This window comes from Hoeflea sp. BAL378 (genome assembly GCF_000759435.1).
Classification (GTDB): Bacteria; Pseudomonadota; Alphaproteobacteria; order Rhizobiales; family Rhizobiaceae; genus Hoeflea.
The window spans coordinates 1-24,148 of record NZ_JRJG01000042.1 but is presented as its reverse complement, the minus strand read 5'-3'; the positions used below and the strand labels follow the sequence as shown (position 1 = coordinate 24,148).

The window sequence follows — 24,148 nt, the reverse complement described above, 5'->3', positions numbered from 1 at the left end:
ACGGGCCGATCATCGCGTCCTGGAAATCGATGATGCCGAGCCGGTCTACAGCGCGCCGGTGTTCGACAGGCGCGCCGCGGAGCCTTCCGGCAAGCAGACCGCGCCGATCCGGCCGCTCATCCCGCGCAGCGGCGCCCTGCCCGCCCAGACCGTGCCGATGATCCTCGAAACCGGCCATGAAGACGGCTACGGGCTGCTCGACACCGGCGTCAATGCGGCGGGACAGGGCGAGAAGCTCGAGCAATATGGCGATCTGCGCATCGTCCGCCCGGAGGCGCAGGCGCTGTGGGCGCGCGGCCTTGCCGACGGCGTCTGGGACCGGGCCGACGCGGTGTTCACCGGCGACATGGACGAGGACGGGATCGGCCGCTGGGCGTTTCCGAACGTGCCGCTGGGCGAGACCTGGCCGATGAAGCTGCTCGGCGTCGATTTCCACGGTCGCCTCACCTCGTTCCGCCATGTCGGCGTGTTTCCCGAGCAGATCGCCCACTGGCGCTGGATGGCCGACCGGATCACGGAGAGCAAGCGGCCGCTCAAGGTGCTCAACCTGTTCGGCTATACCGGCGTCGCCTCGCTGGTGGCGGCCAAGGCCGGCGCCGAGGTCACCCATGTCGACGCCTCGAAGAAGGCCATCGGCTGGGCCCGCGAGAACCAGGCGCTGGCCCGGCTCGACGATCGTCCGATCCGCTGGATCTGCGAGGACGCAATGAAGTTCATCGCCCGCGAGGAGCGCCGCGGCAGCCGTTACGACATCATCCTCACCGACCCGCCGAAATTCGGCCGCGGGCCGAACGGCGAGGTCTGGCAATTGTTCGAGCACCTGCCCTTGATGCTCGACATCTGCCGGGAGCTGCTGAGCCCGAAGCCGGTCGGGCTGGTGCTGACGGCCTATTCGATCCGGGCCTCGTTCTACGCCATCCACGAACTGATGCGCGAGACCATGCGCGGCGCCGGGGGCCGCGTGGAATCGGGCGAGCTGATCCTGCGCGAGAGCGGCAAGCCCGATCCCGACGACTGCCGGGCGCTGTCGACCTCGCTGTTTGCCCGGTGGCTGCCGCAATGAGCGATTCGACCCCCACGTCGCGCGTCGGCCAGGTCAAGGACATCACCAGCCTGTCCAACCCGGTGATCAAGGACATCCGCGCGCTGTCGATGAAGAAGCACCGCGACGAGACCGGCACCTTCCTCGCCGAAGGCCTCAAGCTGGTGATCGACGCGATCGAGCTCGGCTGGGCGATCCGCACGCTGATCTACGCCAAGGCCCAGCGCGGCAAGCCGCAGGTCGAAAAGATCGCCGCGCTGACGGTGGCGCGCGGCGGGCTGGTGCTCGAAGTCAGCGACAAGGTGCTGACCGCCATCACGCGGCGCGACAATCCGCAGGCCGTCATCGCCGTGTTCGAGCAACGCGTCACGGCGCTCGATCAGGTGAAGCTCAAGCCGGACCAGACCTGGGTGGCACTCGACCGGGTGCGTGATCCGGGCAATCTGGGCACCATCATCCGCACCGCCGACGCGGCCGGCGCTGCCGGCGTGATTCTGATCGGCGACACGGTCGATCCGTTTTCCACCGAAACGGTCCGCGCCACCATGGGCTCGATCTTCGCCGTGCCGCTGGTGCGCGTGAGCGAGGCGGCGTTCCTCGCCTGGTCGAAGAAGGCCTCGCCGCTACTGGTCGGCAGCCATCTCAAGGGCAGCGTCGACTACCGCACGATCGGCTACAAGGGCCGGCCGGTGGTGCTGTTGATGGGCAACGAGCAGGCGGGCCTGCCCGACACGCTGGCTCAGGCCTGCGAAAAGCTCGCACGGATCCCGCAGGCCGGCCGGGCGGATTCGCTCAACCTGGCGATCGCCACCGGCGTGATGCTGTTCGAGGCGCGGCGGCATTGCCTCGAACTCGGAGACCCGCCCCGTGAGTGAAGCCCCGCAGACCCGTTCCGCGCTGAGCCGGATCGTTCCCATGCTGGCGCTGGTGGCGGGCGCGGTGGCGCTCGACCAGGCGATCAAGTGGCTGGTCGAGACAAGGCTGCCGTTCCACGAGATGGTGCCGGTGATCCCGATGCTGGCGCTCTACCGCACCTGGAACGAGGGCATCGCCTTCTCGTTGCTGCGCGAGCTGCCCGACACCTGGCTTCTGGCGCTGACGGCGCTGGTGATCGTCTTCGTCTCCTATCTGTGGTGGAAGAACCCGCGCGGCCGGGCGATCGCCCATCTGGGCTATGCGCTGATCATCAGCGGCGCGCTCGGCAACCTGATCGACCGCGCTGTCTACGGCCATGTGGTCGATTACATCCTGTTTCACACCGAGACCTGGTCTTTCGCCGTCTTCAACCTCGCCGATAGTTTCATCAGCGTCGGCGCCGCGCTGATCGTGCTCGACGAGCTGGTACTGATGGTGCGGGACCGCAAACACCAGGACTGAAACCGCCCGAACGGCTCGCCGGCCTTGATCTTGCCGGTGCGGCGGGTCAGTTTGGGCCGACACACAGATGAGGAGCTTCCATGCAAGACCGTTTCAAGGGCATCCTGCTCACCCGCGACGAAAACAAGGTGATGTCGGTCAACGTGACCGAACTCGGCCTCGAGGACCTGATGGAAGGCGACGTGGTCGTCGAGGTGGAATGGACCACCGTCAACTACAAGGACGGGCTCGCCATCACCGGCAAGGGCCTGGTGGTGCGGCGCTGGCCGATGGTGCCGGGCATCGATTGCGCGGGCACCGTGGTGAGCTCCGGGAATGCCCGGTTCAAGCCGGGCGACAGGATCATCCTCAACGGCTTCGGCGTCGGCGAGACCCACACCGGCGCCTATGCCGCCTATGCGCGGCTCAAGGGCGACTGGCTGATCGCGATGCCCGAGGGCATGGACGGCCGCTCGGCGATGGCGATCGGCACGGCGGGCTACACCGCGATGCTGTCGGTGATGGCGCTCGAGCGCCACGGCATCACGCCCGAGCGCGGCCCGGTGGTGGTCACCGGCGCCAATGGCGGCGTCGGCACCGTGGCCATCGCGCTGCTCGGCAAGCTCGGCTACGAGGTGATCGCCTCCACCGGCCGCACCGAGGAAGCGGAGTTTCTGAAAAGCCTCGGCGCATCGGAAGTGATCCACCGCGACGAGCTGTCGGGCCCCGCCAAGCCGCTCGGCAAGGAACGCTGGGCCGGCGGCGTCGACGCGGTCGGCAGCCACACGCTCGCCAATGTCCTGTCGATGACCTCCTATGGCGGCGCGGTCACGGCCTGCGGCCTGGCCCAGGGCATGGACCTGCCGGGATCGGTGGCGCCGTTCATCCTGCGCGGCGTCTCGCTGCTGGGGATCGATTCGGTGATGGCGCCGCTGGCGCTGCGCGAGGAAGCCTGGGCGCGGCTCGCCCGCGACCTCGACATCGCCAAGCTCGAGGCGCTGTCGCGCGAAGTGGGCTTCGACGGCATCGTCGAGGCAGCGCACCAGATCATCGACGGCAGGATCCGTGGCCGCGTGGTGGTCAATATGAAACAGAATTCCTGATCGTTAAAATTCGACGGATTTCCAGAAATCTTTGCTTACCGGGCCATGATATCCAAGGCCCATGAGCACAGAACCGCGACGACTCCAGGACGCACTTCACCAGGCCCTGACCCGGCCGGTGGACCAGCATGGCAACGCCTCTCTCCGCGCGCCGGAAGTGATTCCCGCGGTGCGGTACCCGGTGCCGAGACCTGCGGCGGACAGACCCGACGCACAGGCGGCCATGGCCGGATCGGCCTCCGCGCCGCTGTTCCTGGTCTCCGCCGCGATGGCGGTGACGGCGGTGTCGGTGGCGTTCAACGCGCCTGCGCTGCTTCTGGCCTCGGTCGCGGGCCTGGCGGTCTATGCCGCCACGCCGCTCTTGCAGCGCTCCTTCAGGCAGACCTCAGACGGGCATCCGGCGCGCGCCATGGCCGAGAAGGCGGCGCTGGCCGAACGCGACATCGACCGCAACTGGGAGCTGGGCGAGTTCTCGGGCCATCTCGCCACCGTGTTCGACGCGCTCGGCGACATGGTGACGGCCTGCAATCTCGACGGCCGCATCGTCTACGCCAACGAGACCTTCCGCAGGGTGACGGGCTCGGACAATCCGGTCGGGCTGACGCTCGCCATGGCCGGCATCAAGCCGGCGGACGTCCAGGCAACCGGCGCCCGCGAGCTGGTGCTGGGCGAAGGGCCGGACCAGACCATCTGGACCTGGCACGAAACCGCCTCGCGGGACCCGTCATCGGGCGAGCTGTTCATCAACTGCATCGGCCGCAATGTCACCGCCGTGCGCGCGGCCGAGGCGGAACTGGTCGAGGCGCGCGAGAAGGCGGAAGCCGCCAGCCACGCCAAATCCCGGTTCCTGGCCACCGTCAGCCATGAGATCCGCACGCCGCTCAACGGCATTCTCGGCATGACCCACCTTTTGGAGCAGACCGAGACCACGCCGGAACAGGCGAGCTATCTCAAGACCGCGCGCGAGTCGGGCCAGTCGCTGTTGTCGCTGATCGAGGACCTGCTCGACGTCACCTCGATCGAGGCCGGGCGGCTGCACCTGCGCCACGAGGAGGGCAATCTCGAGGAACTGGTCAACGGCGTCTGCGAGCTGATGGCCTCGCGCGCCCATGAAAAGGGCATCGAGATCGCCGTCCACATCGCGCCCGAGGCGCCGGCGCGGATCACCTCCGACATCGGCCGGCTCAGGCAGGTCCTGTTCAACCTCGTCGGCAACGCCATCAAGTTCACCGAGAGCGGCGGCGTGCTCATCGAGGTGGGCCGCGAGGACACGCAGCTCACCTTCATCGTCTCCGACACCGGCCCGGGCCTGAAGGACGCCGACAAGGAGCGGATTTTCGAGGAGTTCGAACGCGCCGACAACGGCCCCACCCGCAAGCAGGGCGGCGCCGGCCTCGGCCTGTCGATCTCCACGCGGATCGTCACGGCGCTGGGCGGCCGCATCGGCGTCACCTCGACGCCCGGCCAGGGCAGCACCTTCCAGTTCTCGGTGCCGGTGCGCGAGCTTGCGGAACCCGAAGCCGGCAAGCCGGTGCACGGCGCGCTTGCCGACCACACCGTGCTGGTGATCGCCCCGCGCGGCCCGGTGTCGACCGCGCTGATGTGGACCATCCGGGATCTCGGCGGCATTGCCGAGACCGCCGACGACGCGGAAACCATGATGACGGCGCTGATGCGGCTCTACCGCTCCGGCGCGACCCTGAGCGACATCATCGTCGACCGGCGGTTGGCCGACCGCGCCGAGGCGCTTCTGTCGGCGGCGCCGAGCGAATTTCCCGCCGGCATCGCCCGCACGGTGGTGATCGCCCCGGAGGACAGCCGCGATCTCACCAGCCACCCCGGCCATGGCGCCGATGCCTGGCTGGTCCGGCCGGTCAGGCGCCAGTCGCTGATCAATGTGCTGGCGCGCCGCGACGACCGCGACGACCGCGACCGGATGAGCGCAAGGCGGCGGCCGGCGGTGCTCGAGCGCGCGTCGACCAATCCGACGCTCGACATCCTGCTCGCCGAGGACGACCCGGTCAACGCGCTGGTGGTGCGCACCACCCTCGCCCGCCAGGGCCACCGGGTCACTGTGGTGGACAACGGCCGCGACCTGGTGAGCGAGGCCATGGAGCGCCCCGGCGGCGTGGCCGGCTACGATCTCGTCATCACCGACCTGTCGATGCCCGAGCTCGACGGCCGCAGCGCCATCGTGCAGATCCGCGCGGAAGAGGCGGCCGGACAGCTCACGCGGCTGCCGGTGATCGTGCTGTCGGCCGACGGCCAGGCCTCGACCCGCGACGACCTGCTCGCCGCCGGCGCCGACGGCCATGCCGAAAAGCCGGTCGATCCGGACTGGCTGTTGCAGCTTGCAACCGTCACGGCGCGCAAAAGATCGCAGGCTGCAGGCTGATTACGCTGAATAAAACACGCAATCCCCCGGAAATCACAGGATCCGGGATGGAAAATGTCACTCGGATGTCGCAGAATCATGGTTGAACCCCGCCATCAGCAAGCGGGAGAACACCCATGGAAACGCACGTGCAACGGTCTTTGTCAAAGCCCTTCCTCGCACCGGTCGCGAAATTTCAATCGCAGACCCCGATCCTCGGGCGCATCGGATCGCTGGAAGTCCGGCTTGCCACCACATTGAGCGAAGTGGAAGCGGCCCAGGCGCTGCGCTACCATGTCTTCGTCGAGGAGATGGGTGCGCGGCTGCCGGCGGACGCCATGCTGCAGAAGCGCGACTACGACACCATCGACCGCTATTGCGATCACCTCATCGTGCTCGACACGGCGCTTGCCGGCGAGAGCGAGGACCAGATCGTCGGCACCTACCGGCTCCTGAGGCAGGAAGTGGCGGCGCGGCACGACGGCTTCTATTCGCAAAGCGAATTCGATGTCATGGACCTGGTCGGCCGCAACCCCGACAAGCGCTTTCTCGAGCTCGGCCGCTCCTGCGTGCTGCGCGAGTACCGCACCCGCCGCACGCTTGAGGCGCTGTGGCAGGGCAACTGGGCCTATGCGCTCAGCCACGGCGTCGACGTGATGTTCGGATGCGCCTCGTTTCCCGGCGACAAGCCCTATGCCCACGCCCTGGCGCTGTCGTTCCTCAACCAGACGGCGGCCGCCAATGGCGACTGGAACGTCCGCGCCATCGCCGGCCGCGGCCTGTCGATGGACATGATGCCGGTCGAGGCGATCAATCCGCGCGCGGCCATCGCGGCGATGCCGCCGCTGGTCAAGGGCTATCTCCGGGTCGGAGCGCTGGTCTCGGGCGAGGCGGTGGTCGACGTGGCCTTCCGCACCACCGACGTGCTGGTGATGCTGCCGGTCCAGCAGATCACCGGCCGCTACATCAACCACTACGGCGCCGACGCCTCGCGGTTCGCCGCCTGAGGTGCCCGCCGCCTGGCGGCCCGGCAGTCCCGCCTGATCAGGCCGCGTTGTAGGCGGCGATCGCCGCCATGTTGACGATGTCGGAATCCTTGGCGCCCATCGAGATGATCTGGACCGACTTGTTGAGGCCCACGAGCAGCGGGCCGATGACGGTCGAGCCGCCCAGTTCCTGCAGCATCTTGGTCGAGATCGAGGCCGAGTGGAAGGCGGGCATGACCAGCACATTGGCGGTGCCCGACAGGCGGCAGAACGGATACTGCTCCATCACCTGCGGATTGAGCGCCACGTCGGCGGCCATCTCGCCGTCATACTCGAAATCGACCCGCCGCTTGTCGAGAATCCTGACCGCCTCGCGCACCCGCTCCGAGCGTTCGCCGGTCGGATTGCCGAAGGTGGAATAGGCAAGCATCGCCACCCGCGGCTCGTAGCCGAGCCTGCGCGCCAGGCCGGCGGCCTCCTCGGCGATGTCGGCCAGTTCCTCGGAATTGGGCATGTCGATCACCGCCGTGTCGGCGACGAACACGGTGCGGCCGCGGCACAGCGCCAGCGACACGCCGATGGTCCGGTGGCCGGGGCGCACGTCGATGCAGCGCAGGATGTCCTCGAGCGCGGTCGAATAGTTGCGCGTGGTGCCGGTGACCATGGCGTCGGCGTCGCCCAGCGCCACCATGCAGGCGCCGAAATGGTTGCGGTCGGTGTTGATCAGCCGCTGGCAGTCGCGGTGCAGGTAGCCCTTGCGCTGCAGCCGGCCGTAGAGATAGTCGGTGTAGGCCTCGACCCGGCGCGACACCCGCGCATTGACGAGTTCGATGCCGGCCCGGTCGAGATCGATGCCGGCGAACCGCGCCGTCTCGCGCATCTGCTCCTCTCGGCCGAGCAGGCAGGCGGTGCCGAGCTTCTGGTTCACATAGGAGACGGCGGCGCGCATGACCTGCTCCTCCTCGCCCTCGGCGAAGACGACGCGGCGCGGGTGGCGGCGCACCCGCTCGTAGAGCCGCTGCAGAGTCGAGGCGATTGGGTCGCGCCGGGCGGACAGCTCCTGCGCATAGGCGTCCATGTTGAGGATCGGCTTCTGCGCCACGCCCGAATCCATCGCCGCGCGGGCGACGGCCACCGGAATGGCCGAGATCAGCCGCGGATCGAACGGCACCGGAATGATGTATTGCGGGCCGAAGCGCGGCCGCACCCCCTGGTAGGCGGCGGCCACGTCGTCGGGCACGTCCTCGCGGGCGAGCGCCGCCAGCGCCTGCGCGGCGGCGATCTTCATGTCGTCGTTGATGGTCGAGGCGCGTACATCGAGCGCGCCGCGGAAGATATAGGGGAATCCCAGGACATTGTTGACCTGGTTGGGATAATCCGAGCGGCCGGTGGCCATGATGGCGTCGTTGCGGATGCGCGCCACGTCCTCGGGCGTGATTTCCGGATCGGGATTGGCCATGGCGAAGATGATCGGGTTCTTGGCCATGCCGGCGATCATCTCGTCGGTCAGCGATCCCTTGACCGAGAGGCCGAGCACGACGTCAGCCCCCACCATGGCGTCGGCCAGCGTCCGGGCTTCGGTCTTGATGGCATGGGCCGATTTCCACTGGTTCATGCCCTCGGTGCGGCCCTGGTAGATGACGCCCTTGGTGTCGCACAGGGTGATGTTGTCGGAGGCAAACCCCATCGCCTTCAAGAGCTCGATGCAGGCGATCGCCGCCGCGCCCGCGCCGTTGCAGACGAGCTTCGTGGTCGTCAGATCCCGGCCGGTCAGGTGCAGCGCGTTGATGAGGCCCGCCGCGGCGATGATGGCGGTGCCGTGCTGGTCGTCATGGAACACCGGGATGTCCATCACCTCGCGCAGGCGCTGCTCGATGATGAAACAGTCGGGCGCGCGGATGTCCTCGAGATTGATGCCGCCGAAGCTCGGGCCCAGGAACCGCACGCAATTGACGAATTCGTCGACATCCTCGGTGGAGATCTCGAGGTCGATCGAATCGACATCGGCGAAGCGCTTGAACAGCACCGCCTTGCCCTCCATCACCGGCTTGGAGGCGAGCGCGCCGAGATTGCCGAGGCCGAGGATGGCGGTGCCGTTGGAGATGACGGCCACCATGTTGCCCTTGGCGGTGTAGTCGAAGGCGCGCGAGGGATCCTCGGCGATCGCCTTGACCGGGACCGCGACGCCCGGCGAATAGGCGAGCGACAGGTCGCGCTGCGTCGCCATCGGCTTGGTCGGGGTGATTTCCAGCTTTCCGGGCCGGCCGCGGGCGTGGAAATCCAGCGCCTCCTGGTCGGTTACCGCGGAAAATGAGCGATCTGACTTGTCCGTCCCTGGCATAATGCTCCATCCCGTTGTGGGCGACCTTGTGTACGGCGCCTCAACCCTGTTGTCTTTGTCCTCTTCCCACCGTTAGGGTGGTTGGATCGGCCTGTAAAGGCAACGATCGCTGAAGCTTACATCGCAATCATTCCAAAACCCAAGGCAGGCCCGTCCTCTTGAACGCCGAACATTCGCTCCATCCGGCCACGCTGACGACCGCCCAGCTCGCCACGGCGGAAAGCCGGGCAACGGCGACGCCGATGATGGAGCAGTTCATCGAGATCAAGGCGGCCAACCCGGATTCGCTGCTTTTCTACCGGATGGGGGACTTCTACGAGCTGTTCTTCGAGGACGCGGTCGACGCCTCGCGGGCGCTCGGCATCACGCTGACCAAGCGCGGACAGCACCTGGGCCAGGACATCCCGATGTGCGGCGTGCCGGTGCATGCCGCCGACGATTATCTGCAGAAGCTGATTTCCTTGGGCTTCCGGGTGGCGGTGTGCGAGCAGACCGAGGATCCGGCCGAGGCCAAGAAGCGCGGCGGCAAATCGGTCGTCCGCCGCGACGTCACGCGGCTGGTCACGCCCGGCACGCTGACCGAGGAGAGGCTGCTCGACCCGTCGCAGTCGAACTTCCTGATGGCGCTGGCGCGCATCAAGGGGTCCAGCGAGGCGCAGTTCGGGCTTGCCTGGATCGACATTTCCACCGGCGCCTTCCATGTCGCCGAGAGCCGCGCGGCGCGGCTCCTGGCGGACATCGCCCGGGTGGAGCCGAGCGAGCTGATCCTGGCGGAAAACGTGTTCCACGATCCCGAACTCAGGCCACTGATCGACCAGCTCGGGCGCGTGGCCTCGCCGCAGCCGGCGGTGCTGTTCGACAGCGCCACCGCCGAGGGGCGGATCTCGCGCTTCTTCGAGGTGAGCTCGCTCGACGGTTTCGGCAGTTTTTCGCGCGCGGAGCTGGCGGCGGCGGCAGCCGTCATCGCCTATGTCGAGAAGACCCAGATCGCCGAACGGCCGCCGCTCGGGCGGCCCGCGCGCGACAGCGACGGCGCGCGGATGTTCATCGATCCGGCGACGCGGGCCAATCTCGAGCTGGTGCGCACGCTGTCGGGCGAGCGCCAGGGCAGCCTGATTAAGGCCATCGACCGCACGGTGACCGGCGGCGGCGGCCGCAAGCTCGCCGAATGGCTGATGGCGCCGCTGACCGACCCGGCCGCGATCAACGCAAGGCTCGACGGCGTCTCCTGGCTGATCGCCGAGCAGGCGCTCACCGACCGGCTGAGGCGGGCGCTCAAGGGCGTGGCCGACATGCCCCGCGCGCTGTCGCGGCTGGCGCTCAACCGCGGCGGCCCGCGCGATCTGGGCGCGATCCTCACCGGCGTCACCGCCGCGGGCGAGATCGCGCACCTGTTTGACGCCGGCGATCCGCCCGAGCACCTGGCCCGCGCGGTGACCGCGCTTGAAGCGCTGCCCAGCGAGATCGCCGCACGGCTCTCGGCCACGCTCGCCGACGAGCTGCCGCTGATGAAGCGCGACGGCGGCTTCGTGCGGGCGGGCCATTCCGCCGAGCTCGACGAGCTCAGGGCGCTCCGCGACCAGTCGCGCCGCGTGATCGCCGGCCTGCAGCTCTCCTACGCCGAGGATACCGGCGTGCGCTCGCTCAAGATCAAGCACAACAACATGCTGGGCTATTTCATCGAGGTCACCGCCCAGAACGCCGGCCCGCTGACCGAGGGGGATGCTGCTCGGGCGCGCTTCATCCATCGCCAGACCATGGCCAACGCCATGCGCTTCACCACCACGGAACTGTCCGATCTCGAGACCCGCATCGCCAATGCGGCGGGCGAGGCGCTGGCGATCGAGCTCGCGGCCTTCGACGAGCTGGTGCTGCTGGCAGTCTCCGAGGCCGAGGCGATCAAGGCGGCGGCCGACGCGCTGTCGGTGATCGACGTGACGGCGGCGCTGGCCGACCTCGCCCAGGAACAGGGCTACGCGCGGCCAAGGGTAGATGACAGCCTCGCCTTCGAGATCGTCGCCGGCCGCCATCCGGTGGTTGAGCAGGCGCTGAGGCGCCAGGCTGCCCAGCCCTTCGTCGCCAATGACTGCGATCTCTCGCCGCCCGAGGGCAGTTCCGACGGAGGCGCGATCTGGCTGTTGACCGGCCCCAACATGGGCGGCAAGTCGACCTTCCTGAGACAAAACGCCCTGATCGCGATTCTCGCGCAGATGGGCTCCTTCGTGCCGGCAGGCGCGGCCCATATCGGCGCGGTCGACCGGCTGTTCTCGCGCGTGGGCGCATCGGATGATCTCGCGCGCGGGCGCTCCACCTTCATGGTCGAGATGGTCGAGACCGCGGCGATCCTCAACCAGGCCGGCCCGCGCTCGCTGGTGATCCTCGACGAGATCGGCCGCGGCACGGCGACCTTCGACGGGCTGTCGATCGCCTGGGCGGCGGTCGAGCACCTGCATGCCGAAAACCGCTGCCGCGGCCTGTTCGCCACCCATTTCCACGAATTGACCGCGCTTTCGGACAAGCTGCCGCGCCTCTCCAACGCCACCATGAAGGTCAAGGAATGGCAGGGCGACGTGGTGTTCCTGCACGAGGTCGGACCCGGCGCCGCCGACCGCTCCTACGGCATCCAGGTGGCGCGTCTGGCGGGGCTTCCCGACGCCGTGGTGGCGCGGGCGCGGGAGGTGCTGAACCTGCTCGAATCCACCGAACGCGAGAACCCGGCCAACCGGCTGATCGACGACCTGCCGCTGTTCGCCGTGCCGGTGCACCGGGAGCCGCCCAGGCCCGCAAAGGGACCCTCGGCGTCCGACGCCTATCTCACCGCGCTCAATCCCGACGACATGACGCCGCGCGACGCGCTCGAGGCGCTCTATGAGCTCAAGCGCCGGCTGGCTGAACAGCCGAAAGGCTGACCGCTTCACAGATCCGACTTCACGCTCCAGGCGCCAGGCCGGTCCAGGGCGCCCCTTGCGCTTGGCCTTGAAGACGGAGCGCGGCGCTGACGCTGCTTCATCCATCTTGCAGGGAGGTCCATGATCCATGCCGAAATTCGTCATCACCGGCGCCTCTGGCGGCGGCAAATCGACGCTGATCGCGGCGCTCGCCGGGGCCGGCTTCGCCACCGTGCCCGAGGCCGGGCGGCAGATCGTCGCCGAGCAGATGGCGTCAGGCGGGACCGCCTTGCCCTGGAGGGACCAGGCGGCGTTCATGGACCTGCTCTTTGTCCGCTCGATTGCCGCCTTCGACGGGGCGGAGGCCGCGCCCGGCCGACCGGTCTTTTTCGACCGGAGCTTCATCGAGGCGATCGCCTATGGCGCGGTGATCGGGCGGCCGCCGCCGCGCTCCATGCAGGAGGCCGCCGGCAAACGCAGGTTCGACGGGCCGGTCTTTGTCTGCCCGCCCTGGGAGGAGATCTTCGCCCGGGACGGCGAAAGGCGCCATGATTTCGACTTCGCCCTCCGCGATCATGAGGCCAATGTGGCGGCCTACCGCGCCAGCGGCTACGAGCTCATGGAAATTCCCCGCGTGTCCGTCGAGGAGCGCGTGGCCTTCGTCATCGCGCGGACTGGCGCGGTTGGAGAGGCTGCGGCCTTCCAATCCGGCAAAAAAACGTTAAGACAACCAGGGAATCCCGAGCGGCCAACTGGTAAGACAATCTCATGAGCAAGTTTGACGTCCTGTGCATCGGCAATGCCATTGTCGACATCATCGCCCGCTGCGACGAAGCCTTTCTCGTCGACAACGACATCATCAAGGGGGCGATGAACCTGATCGACGCGGAGCGCGCGGAGCTTCTCTATGCGCGGATGGGACCGGCGATCGAAGCCTCGGGCGGCAGCGCCGGCAACACCGCGGCCGGCATCGCCAGCTTCGGCGGCCGATCGGCCTATTTCGGCAAGATCTCCGACGACCAGCTCGGCAAGATCTACACCCACGACATCCGCGCCCAGGGCGTGCATTTCGCCACGAAGCCGCTCGGCGGCACGCCGCCCACGGCGCGGTCGATGATCTTCGTCACCCCCGACGGCGAGCGCTCGATGAACACCTATCTCGGCGCCTGCGTCGAGCTCGGGCCAGAGGACATCGAGAAGGACGTGGTGGCCGATTCCAAGGTCACCTATTTCGAAGGCTATCTGTGGGATCCGCCGCGCGCCAAGGAGGCGATCCGGCTCGCCGCCGAGATCGGCCACGCCCATGGCCGCGAAATGGCCATCACCCTGTCGGACCCGTTCTGCGTCGGCCGCTACCGCGACGAGTTCCTCGAGCTGATGCGCTCGGGGACGATCGACATTGTCTTCGCCAATTCCGACGAGGTGAAATCGCTCTACGAGACCGACGATTTCGAGGATGCGGCGCGGCAGCTCGGCAAGGATTGCCGGATCGCCGTCGTCACCCGCTCCGAACTCGGCTCGCTGGTGCTCTCGGATGGCGCGCGCGTCGACGTTGAGGCGCTCCGGGTCGACGAGGTGGTCGACACCACCGGCGCGGGCGACCTGTACGCAGCGGGCTTCCTGCACGGCTATGCCCAGGGCAAGCCGCTGCATGTGTGCGGCAAGCTCGGAAGCCTGGCCGCGGGCCTGGTGATCCAGCAGATCGGCCCGCGGCCGCTACTGTCGCTCAAGGACGCCGCCCGCGAGGCGGGGCTCATCTGAGACGGGTCTCGGGAGAACCTCCATGCCGCCCATCGAGCTTCTGATCCCGTTCTTCGTCACCACGGCGGTGTTTGCCTATATCCCAGGCCCGGCGATGCTCTACGCCACCGCCCAGACGCTGGCGCGCGGCCGCAGGGCCGGGCTGATGGCAGCGCTGGGCATCCATCTGGGCTGCTACGGGCATGTGGCCGCGGCCGCGGCGGGCCTGTCGATCCTGTTCCACGCCGTGCCCTGGCTCTACATGGCGGTGAAGCTCGCAGGCGCCGCCTATCTGGTGTGGCTGGGCCTGTCGCTGTTTCGCGGCGCGTCTGCGAAGGCGAGCCTTGAGCCCGGCATCCTGCCGAAATCGGGGCGGCGCGCCTTTGTCGAAAGCGTGACGGTCGAGATTCTCAATCCGAAGACCGCGATCTTCTTCCTGGCCTTCCTGCCGCAATTCATCGATGCCTCGGCCGGCTTTCCCGTGTGGCTGCAGTTCGTGATCCTCGGCACGCTCGTCAATCTGATGTTCTCGTCCGCCGACCTCGTCTGCGTGATGCTGGCGGGCGTGCTGATCGGGCGGCTCAGGCAATCGGGGTCGGCGCAGCGGCTGATGCAGCGGCTCGGCGGCACGGTGCTGGTCGGCCTGGGCGCCCATCTGGCGCTGCAGCGGTCCTGAGGCGCCTTTTCCGGACTGTGGCCTGCCGGTTCACATCACGTCTTCGGGCGGACGTCCGGGCCGCGGCTTGTAGGGCCGGAAGGCCCAGCCGTAGCGGATGGCGCCGCCGCGCACGGCAAAGGCGAGGATGACGCCCGCGAGCGACGCCGCCAGCAACGGCGCCCCGATGAGGCTTGCGGCAATGAAGCCGCCGGCGCCGGCCAGCGCCGCAGAGACATAGATTTCCGGCCGCATCAGCACCGAGGGTTCGCCCGACAGCAGATCGCGCAGGATGCCGCCCAGCGTCGCCGTCATCATGCCGGTGACCAGCGCCACGACCGGAGACCCCGTCAAGGCCAGGCCCTTGGCCGCGCCCATCACCGAATAGGCCGAGAGCCCGATCGCATCGAGCCAGAGCAGCAGGCGGTAGCGCGATTCCACAAGATGGGCGGTGAAATAGACGGCCACCGCCACGGCGACGCAGACCATGAGGTATTCGGGCTCCTGCACCCAGAACACCGGCGTGGCGCCGAGCACGATGTCGCGGAAGGTGCCACCGCCGATGCCGGTGACGGCGGCCAAAAAGATGAAGCCGATCATGTCGAGCTGCTTGCGGGAGGCCGCGAGCGCGCCGGTGGCGGCGAACACCGCGACACCGGCATAATCAAGGGCGTCGAGCAGGGTCATGCGTCAGATCTCCTGCCCGCGGCTCAGGCCGCGCTCACATCACGCGTCTTTTTCGGCCTCGGGGCTGGGGCCGGGCTCGGCCGTGGTGGCCGTTTCCTTCGGGCCGCCCTTGGCGACGCCGACCATGGCGGGCCGGAGCATGCGGTCGCCGATCACGTAGCCGGGCTGGACCACGTCGACGACGGTGTTGTTGGGCACCTCGGTATTGGGCACCTCGTACATCGCCTGGTGGAAGTTCGGATCGAACTTCTGGCCCTTCGGCTCGAGCTTGCGCACGCCGTGGCGCTCGAGTGCGGCCAGCATGGCGCGTTCGGTGAGCTCGACGCCCTCGATCAGTGTCTTGAGCCCGTTGTCGGCCGCGTCGTCGGCCTGCTCCGGGACGGCCGCCAGCGCGCGCTGGAGATTGTCGGAGACCTGCAGCATGTCGCGGGCGAAGCCCGAGATGGCGTAGCTCTTGGCGTCCTTGATCTCGCGCGCGGTGCGGCGGCGCAGGTTCTCCATGTCGGCCGCCATGCGAAGGCGCTGGTCCTTCAACTGCTCGATGTCGGCGGCAAGTGCCGCCATCGGATCGAGGTCGTCGGCCTGCATGGGAGTGACGGTCTCGCCATCCTTCTGTGCGGCGTCGGCCTGTGGCTTGGCGTCTTCGTGGCCCTGGCTTTCATCGCTCATGGTGTGCTTGTCCTGACTGTTTCCGATTAAAATCTTAGGGAGTTGCCCCGCATATCGAGGTTTGGGAGGCAAAAATCAAGGGCCTCGTGGTGCGGGCCGGGCAGATCGCCGTCCTATCCGGAGACAGACCGGCCGTGGGATCAGGGGTTGGCGGGGCGAGATTTCGAAACCGGTCGGAGCCGTGCGTAGAGGCGTGACGGATCAGACAGATCCTCACTAACCGGCGCGTCGGTGTCAGGCACTGCTCGAACCTGTTCCAAAGCTGCATGAGGCAAGGGATGCATCAGCATTCGGCCCTTTGCGGAAAAAGACTGGCAACCTACGCGCCGTTCAGAAGCTTCTGGGACACGCGAAGATGGACAGCACCGTCCGCTATCTCGGTGTCGACTTGGAGGATGCCCTGACGATCTCTGAAGCTGTCGAAATCTGACCATTCCAAAGGCCGACGTTTTGTCGGCCCTGAACTGTCTATGATTTGAGGTACTATGATCCACTATATTCATTTATTCACCGTCACTGAATGGACTTCAGTCGTGATGGCATCTGCCGTATCGAACAAACACTGATATCCGGACGATATTCCCTCCCCAATGTCTACTGTAAATTGCACATAAAAATCGGTTGCACTATCCTTATACTTAATACTAAATTTGCGACCTCCTTCTTCATACGAACCATTTAAATAATCCAACCAAGCCACTACGCGATTGTCACTAACCACTATCCGCCTAGTTTCGGTTTTCGAATAATTCAAGGAACGATCCCTAAGAAAACTCTTTAGATTAATGATTTTATATTTGCTTGTCGTACTCTCAAAATTATTATCTCCAACTATTAAATCGTCGTAAAAATTATTGTAATTAAAATTTTTATTTTTAATCTCAAATGAACTTGATAAATAATACTTCAATGTGTAATACAAATCCTTTTCCAGAGGATTTAATGTGTACGCTTTGAAATTATCGGGCTGATCTGTTGTTGATGCACCGTCCCAAACCAATGTAACTAGGATCTCATCATCATCGCACATATTCAGATCCTTGTCGGCAACAACGAATAGCTGCACAACATAATCTTCTCCGTCAATGGTATGCGAGAAAGATTTCCTCAATTTCATAGAGTCAGAAATCTTATCGAAATTATACTCATTACCTCCAAAATATAATGAACTCAAATTTTGATTACGTTCGTATCGTCCATAGTAATAAAAAGCTGAAAACGCGAACAAGATAAATAAAACTGCCAGTAAAATTTGTTTGCCTCGTGAAAAATACAACTCTCTCCTCCATTATCTTTGTTTTATTCAAAGTTAACCTGACATTCCATACTTTTAATGAAATCGGTTAAATTACATATGGAGTCCTGATAATCTAAACTGTATATTTCCTTATTTGAACGGTCAACTGGCGATGCCCGTCTGTTGGGGCGTGGCGTGGTGTTTTATTTTGACGCCTCTGTTGGCGCTTGAATGAGTCAAGCTGACCGCGCGTTAGCTTCGTCCCCGCATAGCTCCGTGAACTCCTAACGTCCGCTTCCCGCCCAAAGCTGCCACGGCGCGCGCAAAGCGCAACGACCCTGGTCGGATCGAAACCAGTCCTTCATCACCGCGTGCAAGCACGTCTGCCCTTGGCGCGTTCCAGCAAAACGCGCCTGTCGGGCGCCGCCGTTTTCCTGGCGGGAGAGATGCGGCGCGAAGCCGATTAGCCTCTAATTATTTCCGCACCAGCCGCGAGACAAGCTGCGCGGTGTAATCGACCATGGGCACGATCCGCGCATAGTTGAGCCGGGTGGGGCCGATGATGCCCACGGCGCCCACCACGCGGTCCTCGCTGTCGCGCCAGGGGGCGACGATCAGCGACGAGCCCGACAGCGAAAACAGCTTGTTCTCGGAGCCGATGAAGATGCGCACGCCCGAGCCTTCCTCGGCCAGCGTCATCAGCTCGATCAGGCTTTCCTTGCGCTCGAGCTCGTCGAACAGCAGCTTGAGCCGCTCCAGCTCCTCGCCCGCCGACAGGCCCGCAAGCAGGTTGCCGCGGCCACGCACGATCAGCCGTGCCGCGCCCGCGCCCTCGCGGGTGCCGGCCCAGACGGCGAGGCCCCGTTCGACAAGATCGCGCGAGAGCACGTCGAGTTCGGAGCGGACTTCGTCTGTGATGCGCTCGAGTTCAGACCGCACCTCGCTCAGCGTGCGCCCGGCGAGATGGGCGTTGAGGAAGTTGGCAGCCTCGGTGAGCTGTCCCGCCGTGACGCCGTCGGGCAGTTCCATCACCCGGTTCTCGACCTGGTCGTTGCCGCCCACCAGTACCACCAGCGCCCGCTTCGGGTCGAGCCTTATGAACTCGATATGGCGGATGGTGGCGTCCTGCTTGGCGGCGATCACCAGGCCCGCGCCGCGGGTCATGCCCGAGAGCATCTGGCTCGCCTCGGTCAGAAGCGTCTCCACCGGCCGGCTGGTGTCCTCGGCATGCACCTGGCGCTCGATGGTGGCGCGCATGTCGGGCTGCAGGTCGCCCACCTGCATGAAGGCGTCGACGAAGAAGCGCAGGCCCTTCTGCGTGGGCAGGCGGCCGGCGCTGACATGCGGCGCGTAGATCAGCCCCAGGTCCTCGAGGTCGCTCATCACGTTGCGGATCGAGGCCGGCGACAGCGACATCGGCAGCATGCGCGACAGCGAGCGCGAGCCGAGCGGATCGCCCGATTCCATGTAGCTTTCCACGAGCGCGCGGAAGATCTCCCGCGACCGCTCGTCGAGCGATCCGGCGAGATCCGCGGATATGGAGGGCGTGTTCATGGTCATCCCGGTTGTCCTTTGGGCCGCCTCCGGAAATCCCCTGGCGCGGGAACAGGGCGGTCCTTGGAGGCGAATATAGGGTTTTGCCCCGCGGCACGGAAGAGGCAATGTAAAGACAGGCGGCGGCGCCACGCCTCCCCGGGCCGGGAATGCCAAGCGCTTTTCCTTTGCATCCTTCAGTGCGCGCCGATAGAAGGCGGCGATAGCGGAATCAGGAGAGACATGATGCGTCCATCGGGCCGGAAGACAGACATGATGCGGGCGGTCAGCTTCGAGCGCAACATATCCAAGCATGCCGAGGGATCCTGCCTGGTCAAGTTCGGCGACACGCATGTGCTGTGCACCGCGAGCCTCGAGGAACGGGTTCCGCCATGGCTGCGCAACGGCGGCAAGGGCTGGGTGACGGCGGAATACGGCATGCTGCCGCGCTCGACCGGCGACCGCATGCGCCGCGAGGCGACCGCCGGCAAGCAGGGCGGCCGGACGCTCGAGATCCAGCGCCTGATCGGCCGCTCGCTGCGCGCGGTGGTCGATCTCGAAGCGCTGGGCGAACGCCAGATCACGGTCGACTGCGACGTCATCCAGGCCGATGGCGGCACGCGCACCGCGTCGATCACCGGCGCCTGGATCGCACTTTATGATTGCCTGAAATGGATGGAGGCGCGCTCGATGGTCAAGGTCGAGCGGGTGCTCAAGGACCATGTCGCGGCGATCTCCTGCGGCGTGTTCGCCGGCCAGTCGGTGATCGATCTCGACTATCTCGAGGATTCGGCCGCCGAGACCGACGCCAATTTCGTCATGACCGGATCGGGCGGCATTGTCGAGATCCAGGGCACGGCGGAAGGCGCGCCGTTCTCGGAAGCCCAGCTTCTCGAACTGATGGCGCTGGCCAAGGCCGGGATCGCCGACCTGGTGACGAAGCAGAAGGAGACGGTCGCAGGACCGCAGTGAGAGCCGATGTCCACCCCCGCCACGCTCACCACATTGCTGGTCGCCAGCCACAATGCCGGCAAGATCGCTGAAATCCGCGACCTGTGCGCGCCGCTCGGCGTCGAGGTGACCTCGGCGGCCGAGCTCGGCCTGCCCGAGCCCGAGGAGACCGGCGACACGTTCGAGGCGAACGCCGCGACCAAGGCGCTGGCCGCCGCCCGCGCCTCGGGGCTGGTGGCGCTGTCGGATGATTCAGGCCTCGTGGTCGACGCGCTCGACGGCGCGCCCGGCGTCTACACCGCCGACTGGGCGACTTTGGCCGACGGCAGCCGCAGCTTCGAGGTTGCCATGCAGAAGGTCGAGGACGCACTCAAGGCGCGGGGTGCCGCGACCGACGCCCAACGCACCGGCCGGTTCGTGAGCGTGCTGTGCCTGGCCACGCCCGAGGGCGAGACCAGCTTCTATCGCGGCGAGGCCGAGGGCGTGCTGGTCTGGCCTCCGCGGGGCTCGCTCGGCTTCGGCTACGACCCGGTGTTCCGGCCCGACGGCCACAGCCGCACCTTCGGCGAGATGCCGGCCGAGGAGAAGCACGGCTGGAAGCCCGGTCAGGCGACCGCGCTGTCGCACCGCGCGCGCGCCTTCAAGCTGTTCGCGGAGCAACGGCTCGGCGTTGCCGCCACGTGAGCCCGATTTCCGCGGCCGCCGGCACAGCCGCGCCGGACAGCAATTCGCCCGATGCGATCCAACCCGACACCGGCAAGCCCGGCTTCGGCGTCTATCTGCACTGGCCGTTCTGCGCCGCCAAATGCCCCTATTGCGATTTCAACAGCCATGTCCGCCACGCGGGCATCGACCAGCAGGCCTATGTCGCCGCATTTCAGCGCGAGATCGAGGCGATGCGGGCGATCTCGGGTCCGCGCGTCGTCACCTCGATGTTCTTCGGCGGCGGCACGCCCTCGCTGATGGCGCCAGAAACGGTTGCCGCCATTCTGGATGCGGTGCGCGCCGCCTGGGTGGTGCCGGACGGCATCGAGATCACGCTCGAGGCCAATCCCTCGAGCGTCGAGGCAGGCCGCTTCCGCGGCTACCGGCAAGCCGGCGTCAACCGGGTGTCGATGGGCGTGCAGGCCCTGAACGATGCCGACCTCAGGCGGCTCGGGCGGCTGCATGACCGGGCCGAGGCGCTGAAAGCCATCGGGCTGGCGCGCGAGATCTTTCCGCGGATGTCGTTCGATCTCATCTACGCGCGGCCCGAGCAGACGCTGGATGCCTGGAGGGCGGAGCTCGAGGAAGCCATCTCGCTTGCCGCCGACCATCTGTCGCTCTACCAGCTCACCATCGAGGAAGGCACGCCGTTCTACGGGCTGCACAAGGCCGGCAAGCTGATCGTGCCGGACGGCGAGCTGTCGGCCGATCTCTATGAGCTGACCCGGCAGGTGTGCGAGAGCCACGGACTGCCGGCCTACGAGGTCTCCAACCACGCCCGCCCCGGCGCCGAGAGCCGGCACAATCTCACCTACTGGCGCTATGGCGACTATGCCGGCATCGGCCCGGGCGCACACGGGCGGCTGCTGACGTCGGAAGGCAAGATCGCCACCGCCACCGAGCGCAACCCCGAAAAATGGCTGGAGCTGGTCTCCGCCAACGGCCACGGCATGGTCGAGACCAGCGAGTTGAGCGCGTCGGAACAGGCCGACGAGCTGCTGCTGATGGGGCTGAGGCTGCGCGAGGGCATCGATCTCAGGCGCTGGAGCCAGCTTTCGGGCCGGACGCTCGACGCCGAGCGGACCTCGTTCCTGATCAGCCACGGCATGATCGAGCAGATGACGCCGGACCGGATCCGCTGCACTCCGGAAGGCATGCTGGTGCTCGACGCGGTGGTGGCGGATCTCGCCTACTGAGCACAGGCCCACCTGGCGCTCACGCCGCTGGGACCATCGCGATCCGTCAGGCGGAGGCGCGATGGCCGTTTCCGGCCGCCTCGGCGGCAGCCGATTGCAGGAAACCGGCGACCTGGTCTTCGGCGATCGGACGTGACAGCAGATATCCCTGGACGAACTGGCCGCCGAGCTTTCTCAGCGTCGCGAGTTCCTCCTCGGTCTCCACCCCTTCGGTGACGCAGCGCAGGCCCATGTCGGAGCTCAGCGCCAGCAGCGACTTGACGATCTTGAAGCTCGCCGGGTTCTTGTCGAGGTCGGTGACGAAGCTGCGGTCGATCTTGATCTTGGTCAGCGGCAGGGCATGCAACTGGCTCAGGCTCGAATAGCCGGTGCCGAAATCATCGAGCGCAATGCCGCAGCCGAGCGCCTTGAGCATGTCGATCGCCGCCTTGGCCTGGACGAAATCATACATCATGGCGGTTTCGGTGATCTCGAAATCAAGCCGCTTCGGATCGATGCCGCTGGCGAGGATGATGCCGACAATGGCCACCGCGCCGTCGGACGAGCTGACGTCGTGGGTGGAGAGGTTGAAGGACAGAACCACGTCCTCGGGCCAGTCGGCCGCCGTGGCCAGCGCCTTCCTGAGCAGCACGCGGGTCAGTTGCCCGATCAGGCCGATCCGCTCCGCAACCGGGATGAACTGGCCGGGCGGCACGGGCCCCAGCACCGGGCTGGTCCAGCGCGCCAGCGCCTCGAAGGCCACCGTCCTGCCGTTCTGGATATCGACGATCGGCTGGAAGAACACCACGATCTCCCTGTCGAGATCGGCGTGGCTCAGCGCCTGCTCGATGCGCTTTTCCTGCTCGATCTCGACCACGTGACTGCCGGAGAAAAGCACCGCGTGGCCGCGGTTGGAGCGCTTGCCCTGATAGAGCGCGTAATCGGCGCGCTCGTAAAGCTCCTGCGCGCTGTCGGCCAGTTCCGGAAACACCGCGAAACCGATCGAGCCGGAGAGCTGCACGGTCGCCTCGGGCAGGACAAAGGGCTTGCGGAGCGCCGTGCAGATCCGTTCGCCGAATGTGAGCAAGTCGGCATCCTCGGGACAATCGGCGACCGTCAGGGCGAATTCGTCTCCGCCCAGCCGGGCGATGTGGACATTGGCGTGCATGAGCGCCGACAGCCGGCGGCCGACTTCCACGAGCAGGCCGTCGCCGACCTTGTGGCCGTAGAGGTCGTTGACCGGCTTGAAGCCGTCGAGATCGATGATGCCCACCGCCAGGCGGCGCCCGTTCGCCGCGGCAAAGGTCTCGTCGAGATGGGAGAAGAACTGGCGCCGGTTGGGAAGCCCGGTCAGGCTGTCGAGATTGGCCAGACGGAAATTCTCCCGGCTCACCGCTTCGAGCTTGCGCCGGGCGCTGACCGCGCCGGAGAAATGCCGGAACTGCACGCTCACCACCAACAGCAGGGCGACGGAGACGAGCAGCAGGTTGACCGCCATGCCTGCGAAGGCGGCGACCCCGGCCAGGCTGAAATACATCACGAAGATGACGTTGATGACGACGGCGGCGATGAGCGCGGCGGATGGAAGCTGCTGCAGGCAAATGATGACGCCCAGGCCGCTGATGCCGATGAAGAAGGCGATGTTGGCCTGCATCTGGGCGTCGCCATAGGGGTAGAGCGCCAGCGCCCACGCCGTGAGCGTGGTGGTGAGCAGGAGCGCGAACAGGTTTGTCTGCGTGAGCGCCTGGCGCGCCGCGGCCGCGGTGGGAACGATGTGGCGCGCGCGCCACCACCCCATCAGGCGCAGGCCGCAGACGAGGGTGAAGCCGGCCGGCAGGTGAAGGGAAATCCAGGCCGGGGCGACGTCCATGAAATTCAGGGCAAGCGCCCAGGCATTGATCAGCACGATGGAGTACATCAACGGCACCTGGCTCGAGAACACTTCGAACTGGGCCTTGAGCAGATCCGGATTGTCGCCGGGCACCGAGAAAAGGCGCGACATCCGTGTCAAAATTGTTTTCAGCATATCTGGCAACCGCCGTGTTTGATCCCGCAAATTGTTCCCGACCCGCCTCCGACTGTAGAAGAGATGAATTAAATTTGAGTTTCGCATACAAGATGTTGTACTTCCGGGCGGTACGGCCGGCGCGCCGAGCCGCGGGAATGCCGGGGACCCCTCGATCCGGCCTGCGGGACTCTGCCAGACCCGTTCAAGACCCCACCCCCGGCCGAGCGATGGCGGAGCACAGATGACGCGCAACACACCAGACGCCGCAGACGCCGCGCAAGGCGGCCCCGCATCGGACCTTCCTGTGCGGAGCTTCCGCGTCGGCGGCCACGAGATTGCGGCGCGGCCGCTCGAGCCGGGGCTCTATTTGGTCTCCACGCCGATCGGCAACCTGGGCGACATGACCATCCGCGGGCTGGAGACGCTGGCCGGCGCCGACATCATCGCCTGCGAGGACACCCGCGTCAGCCGGGTGCTGCTCGACCGCTTCGGCATCGCCACCCGGCCGCACGCCTATCACGAGCACAATGCCGACCGGGTCGGGCCGAAGCTGATGGCGGCGCTCGAGGCCGGAGGCAGCGTGGCGCTGATCTCCGACGCCGGGACGCCGCTGGTCTCCGATCCCGGCTTCCGGCTGTCGCGGACGGCGATCGAGGCCGGCCTTCGCGTGATCCCGATCCCCGGCGCCTCGGCGCCAA

General features: G+C 66.3%; 20 protein-coding genes and 1 pseudogene. 15 read left to right on the top strand and 6 right to left on the bottom strand.

All coding sequences use genetic code 11. From position 1 onward, the window contains the following. Window positions 1-25 precede the first annotated feature (25 nt). The 6 genes from LL06_RS11420 (at window position 26) to LL06_RS11395 (ending at window position 6,882) form a co-directional block, all read left to right on the top strand. Entirely contained in the window at window positions 26-1,063 is a 1,038-nt protein-coding gene (locus LL06_RS11420) for a class I SAM-dependent methyltransferase (protein WP_244447105.1), read from the top strand. Beyond that, a complete protein-coding gene (locus LL06_RS11415; RefSeq protein ID WP_035526447.1) occupies window positions 1,060-1,917 on the top strand; it encodes an RNA methyltransferase in 858 nt (285 codons plus the stop codon). The genes LL06_RS11420 and LL06_RS11415 overlap by 4 nt, the downstream gene beginning before the upstream one ends. Window positions 1,918-1,957: 40 nt before the next feature. Continuing rightward, window positions 1,958-2,419, top strand: coding sequence for a signal peptidase II (lspA, locus tag LL06_RS11410; protein ID WP_081963923.1), 462 nt, complete (start codon window positions 1,958-1,960; stop codon window positions 2,417-2,419). Between the two features lie 80 nt (window positions 2,420-2,499). Beyond that, a complete protein-coding gene (locus LL06_RS11405) occupies window positions 2,500-3,501 on the top strand; it encodes an MDR family oxidoreductase (RefSeq protein WP_035526445.1) in 1,002 nt (333 codons plus the stop codon). Between the two features lie 61 nt (window positions 3,502-3,562). Beyond that, the gene (locus tag LL06_RS11400; RefSeq protein ID WP_081963922.1) at window positions 3,563-5,896 is read left to right on the top strand and encodes an ATP-binding protein; all 2,334 of its coding nucleotides are present in this window, start codon (window positions 3,563-3,565) and stop codon (window positions 5,894-5,896) included. A 116-nt stretch (window positions 5,897-6,012) separates the two neighbouring features. Continuing rightward, complete coding sequence (locus LL06_RS11395) at window positions 6,013-6,882, top strand: GNAT family N-acetyltransferase (RefSeq protein ID WP_035526444.1); 870 nt, start codon at window positions 6,013-6,015, stop codon at window positions 6,880-6,882. A 37-nt stretch (window positions 6,883-6,919) separates the two neighbouring features. Here the strand turns inward: LL06_RS11395 and LL06_RS11390 are convergent, their stop codons facing one another. After that, window positions 6,920-9,202: an NADP-dependent malic enzyme gene (locus LL06_RS11390; RefSeq protein ID WP_035526443.1), complete on the bottom strand. Its 2,283-nt coding sequence runs from the start codon at window positions 9,200-9,202 to the stop codon at window positions 6,920-6,922. Between the two features lie 158 nt (window positions 9,203-9,360). On the opposite strand from LL06_RS11390, the gene mutS reads away from it, so the two are divergent. The 4 genes from mutS to LL06_RS11370 all read left to right on the top strand — a co-directional run bounded on the left by mutS (window position 9,361) and on the right by LL06_RS11370 (window position 14,506). Beyond that, window positions 9,361-12,111 (top strand): DNA mismatch repair protein MutS, encoded by a 2,751-nt coding sequence (gene mutS, locus LL06_RS11385; RefSeq protein ID WP_052161442.1) that lies wholly within the window; start codon window positions 9,361-9,363, stop codon window positions 12,109-12,111. A 127-nt stretch (window positions 12,112-12,238) separates the two neighbouring features. Further along, the gene (locus LL06_RS11380; protein WP_081963921.1) at window positions 12,239-12,862 is read left to right on the top strand and encodes an AAA family ATPase; all 624 of its coding nucleotides are present in this window, start codon (window positions 12,239-12,241) and stop codon (window positions 12,860-12,862) included. Next, window positions 12,859-13,851 carry an adenosine kinase gene (locus LL06_RS11375; RefSeq protein ID WP_035526442.1) on the top strand — a complete coding sequence of 331 codons (993 nt, stop codon included), beginning with the start codon at window positions 12,859-12,861 and terminating at the stop codon, window positions 13,849-13,851. The genes LL06_RS11380 and LL06_RS11375 overlap by 4 nt, the downstream gene beginning before the upstream one ends. A 22-nt stretch (window positions 13,852-13,873) precedes the next feature. Continuing rightward, window positions 13,874-14,506: a LysE family translocator gene (locus LL06_RS11370; RefSeq protein ID WP_035526441.1), complete on the top strand. Its 633-nt coding sequence runs from the start codon at window positions 13,874-13,876 to the stop codon at window positions 14,504-14,506. Between the two features lie 30 nt (window positions 14,507-14,536). Here LL06_RS11370 and LL06_RS11365 read toward each other — a convergent pair whose 3' ends face one another. Together LL06_RS11365 and grpE are read right to left on the bottom strand one after the other, a co-directional pair. After that, window positions 14,537-15,172, bottom strand: coding sequence for a trimeric intracellular cation channel family protein (locus LL06_RS11365; RefSeq protein ID WP_035526440.1), 636 nt, complete (start codon window positions 15,170-15,172; stop codon window positions 14,537-14,539). 39 nt (window positions 15,173-15,211) lie between these two features. Then, on the bottom strand, window positions 15,212-15,841 hold the full coding sequence (grpE, locus tag LL06_RS11360; protein WP_035526439.1) for a nucleotide exchange factor GrpE: 630 nt from the start codon (window positions 15,839-15,841) through the stop codon (window positions 15,212-15,214). Between the two features lie 298 nt (window positions 15,842-16,139). Here grpE and LL06_RS28215 point away from each other — a divergent pair. Then, window positions 16,140-16,271: pseudogene (locus LL06_RS28215) on the top strand (integrase); the annotation flags it as partial. Window positions 16,272-16,340: 69 nt separating this feature from the next. Here the strand turns inward: LL06_RS28215 and LL06_RS27285 are convergent. Continuing rightward, on the bottom strand, window positions 16,341-17,117 hold the full coding sequence (locus tag LL06_RS27285) for a hypothetical protein (protein WP_152599573.1): 777 nt from the start codon (window positions 17,115-17,117) through the stop codon (window positions 16,341-16,343). A gap of 435 nt (window positions 17,118-17,552) precedes the next feature. Further along, window positions 17,553-18,632 carry a heat-inducible transcriptional repressor HrcA gene (gene hrcA / locus LL06_RS11350; protein WP_161784967.1) on the bottom strand — a complete coding sequence of 360 codons (1,080 nt, stop codon included), beginning with the start codon at window positions 18,630-18,632 and terminating at the stop codon, window positions 17,553-17,555. A 225-nt stretch (window positions 18,633-18,857) separates the two neighbouring features. On the opposite strand from hrcA, the gene rph reads away from it, so the two are divergent. The 3 genes from rph to hemW are packed head-to-tail and all read left to right on the top strand — an operon-like array spanning window position 18,858 to window position 21,463. Beyond that, entirely contained in the window at window positions 18,858-19,583 is a 726-nt protein-coding gene (gene rph / locus LL06_RS11345; protein WP_035526449.1) for a ribonuclease PH, read from the top strand. A gap of 6 nt (window positions 19,584-19,589) precedes the next feature. Next, window positions 19,590-20,246 (top strand): non-canonical purine NTP pyrophosphatase, encoded by a 657-nt coding sequence (locus tag LL06_RS11340; RefSeq protein WP_035526433.1) that lies wholly within the window; start codon window positions 19,590-19,592, stop codon window positions 20,244-20,246. A 5-nt stretch (window positions 20,247-20,251) separates the two neighbouring features. Continuing rightward, window positions 20,252-21,463 carry a radical SAM family heme chaperone HemW gene (gene hemW, locus LL06_RS11335; RefSeq protein WP_152599574.1) on the top strand — a complete coding sequence of 404 codons (1,212 nt, stop codon included), beginning with the start codon at window positions 20,252-20,254 and terminating at the stop codon, window positions 21,461-21,463. Between the two features lie 46 nt (window positions 21,464-21,509). Here the strand turns inward: hemW and LL06_RS11330 are convergent, their stop codons facing one another. Continuing rightward, entirely contained in the window at window positions 21,510-23,444 is a 1,935-nt protein-coding gene (locus LL06_RS11330; RefSeq protein ID WP_035526427.1) for an EAL domain-containing protein, read from the bottom strand. Between the two features lie 247 nt (window positions 23,445-23,691). On the opposite strand from LL06_RS11330, the gene LL06_RS11325 reads away from it, so the two are divergent. Beyond that, the coding region (locus LL06_RS11325; protein WP_244447103.1) for an SAM-dependent methyltransferase at window positions 23,692-24,148 on the top strand (457 nt) is incomplete at its 3' end.

What these genes read in the sequence shown, in the direction of transcription:
- LL06_RS11415 (WP_035526447.1), top strand. Translation starts at nt 1,060, where the DNA reads ATGAGCGATTCGACCCCCACGTCGCGCGTCGGCCAGGTCAAGGACATC.
- lspA (WP_081963923.1), top strand. Translation starts at nt 1,958, where the DNA reads ATGCTGGCGCTGGTGGCGGGCGCGGTGGCGCTCGACCAGGCGATCAAG.
- LL06_RS11405 (WP_035526445.1), top strand. Translation starts at nt 2,500, where the DNA reads ATGCAAGACCGTTTCAAGGGCATCCTGCTCACCCGCGACGAAAACAAG.
- LL06_RS11400 (WP_081963922.1), top strand. Translation starts at nt 3,563, where the DNA reads ATGAGCACAGAACCGCGACGACTCCAGGACGCACTTCACCAGGCCCTG.
- LL06_RS11395 (WP_035526444.1), top strand. Translation starts at nt 6,013, where the DNA reads ATGGAAACGCACGTGCAACGGTCTTTGTCAAAGCCCTTCCTCGCACCG.
- LL06_RS11390 (WP_035526443.1), bottom strand. Translation starts at nt 9,202, where the DNA reads ATGCCAGGGACGGACAAGTCAGATCGCTCATTTTCCGCGGTAACCGAC.
- LL06_RS11380 (WP_081963921.1), top strand. Translation starts at nt 12,239, where the DNA reads ATGCCGAAATTCGTCATCACCGGCGCCTCTGGCGGCGGCAAATCGACG.
- LL06_RS11375 (WP_035526442.1), top strand. Translation starts at nt 12,859, where the DNA reads ATGAGCAAGTTTGACGTCCTGTGCATCGGCAATGCCATTGTCGACATC.
- LL06_RS11370 (WP_035526441.1), top strand. Translation starts at nt 13,874, where the DNA reads ATGCCGCCCATCGAGCTTCTGATCCCGTTCTTCGTCACCACGGCGGTG.
- LL06_RS11365 (WP_035526440.1), bottom strand. Translation starts at nt 15,172, where the DNA reads ATGACCCTGCTCGACGCCCTTGATTATGCCGGTGTCGCGGTGTTCGCC.
- grpE (WP_035526439.1), bottom strand. Translation starts at nt 15,841, where the DNA reads ATGAGCGATGAAAGCCAGGGCCACGAAGACGCCAAGCCACAGGCCGAC.
- hrcA (WP_161784967.1), bottom strand. Translation starts at nt 18,632, where the DNA reads ATGAACACGCCCTCCATATCCGCGGATCTCGCCGGATCGCTCGACGAG.
- rph (WP_035526449.1), top strand. Translation starts at nt 18,858, where the DNA reads ATGCGTCCATCGGGCCGGAAGACAGACATGATGCGGGCGGTCAGCTTC.
- LL06_RS11340 (WP_035526433.1), top strand. Translation starts at nt 19,590, where the DNA reads ATGTCCACCCCCGCCACGCTCACCACATTGCTGGTCGCCAGCCACAAT.
- LL06_RS11330 (WP_035526427.1), bottom strand. Translation starts at nt 23,444, where the DNA reads ATGTCGCGCCTTTTCTCGGTGCCCGGCGACAATCCGGATCTGCTCAAG.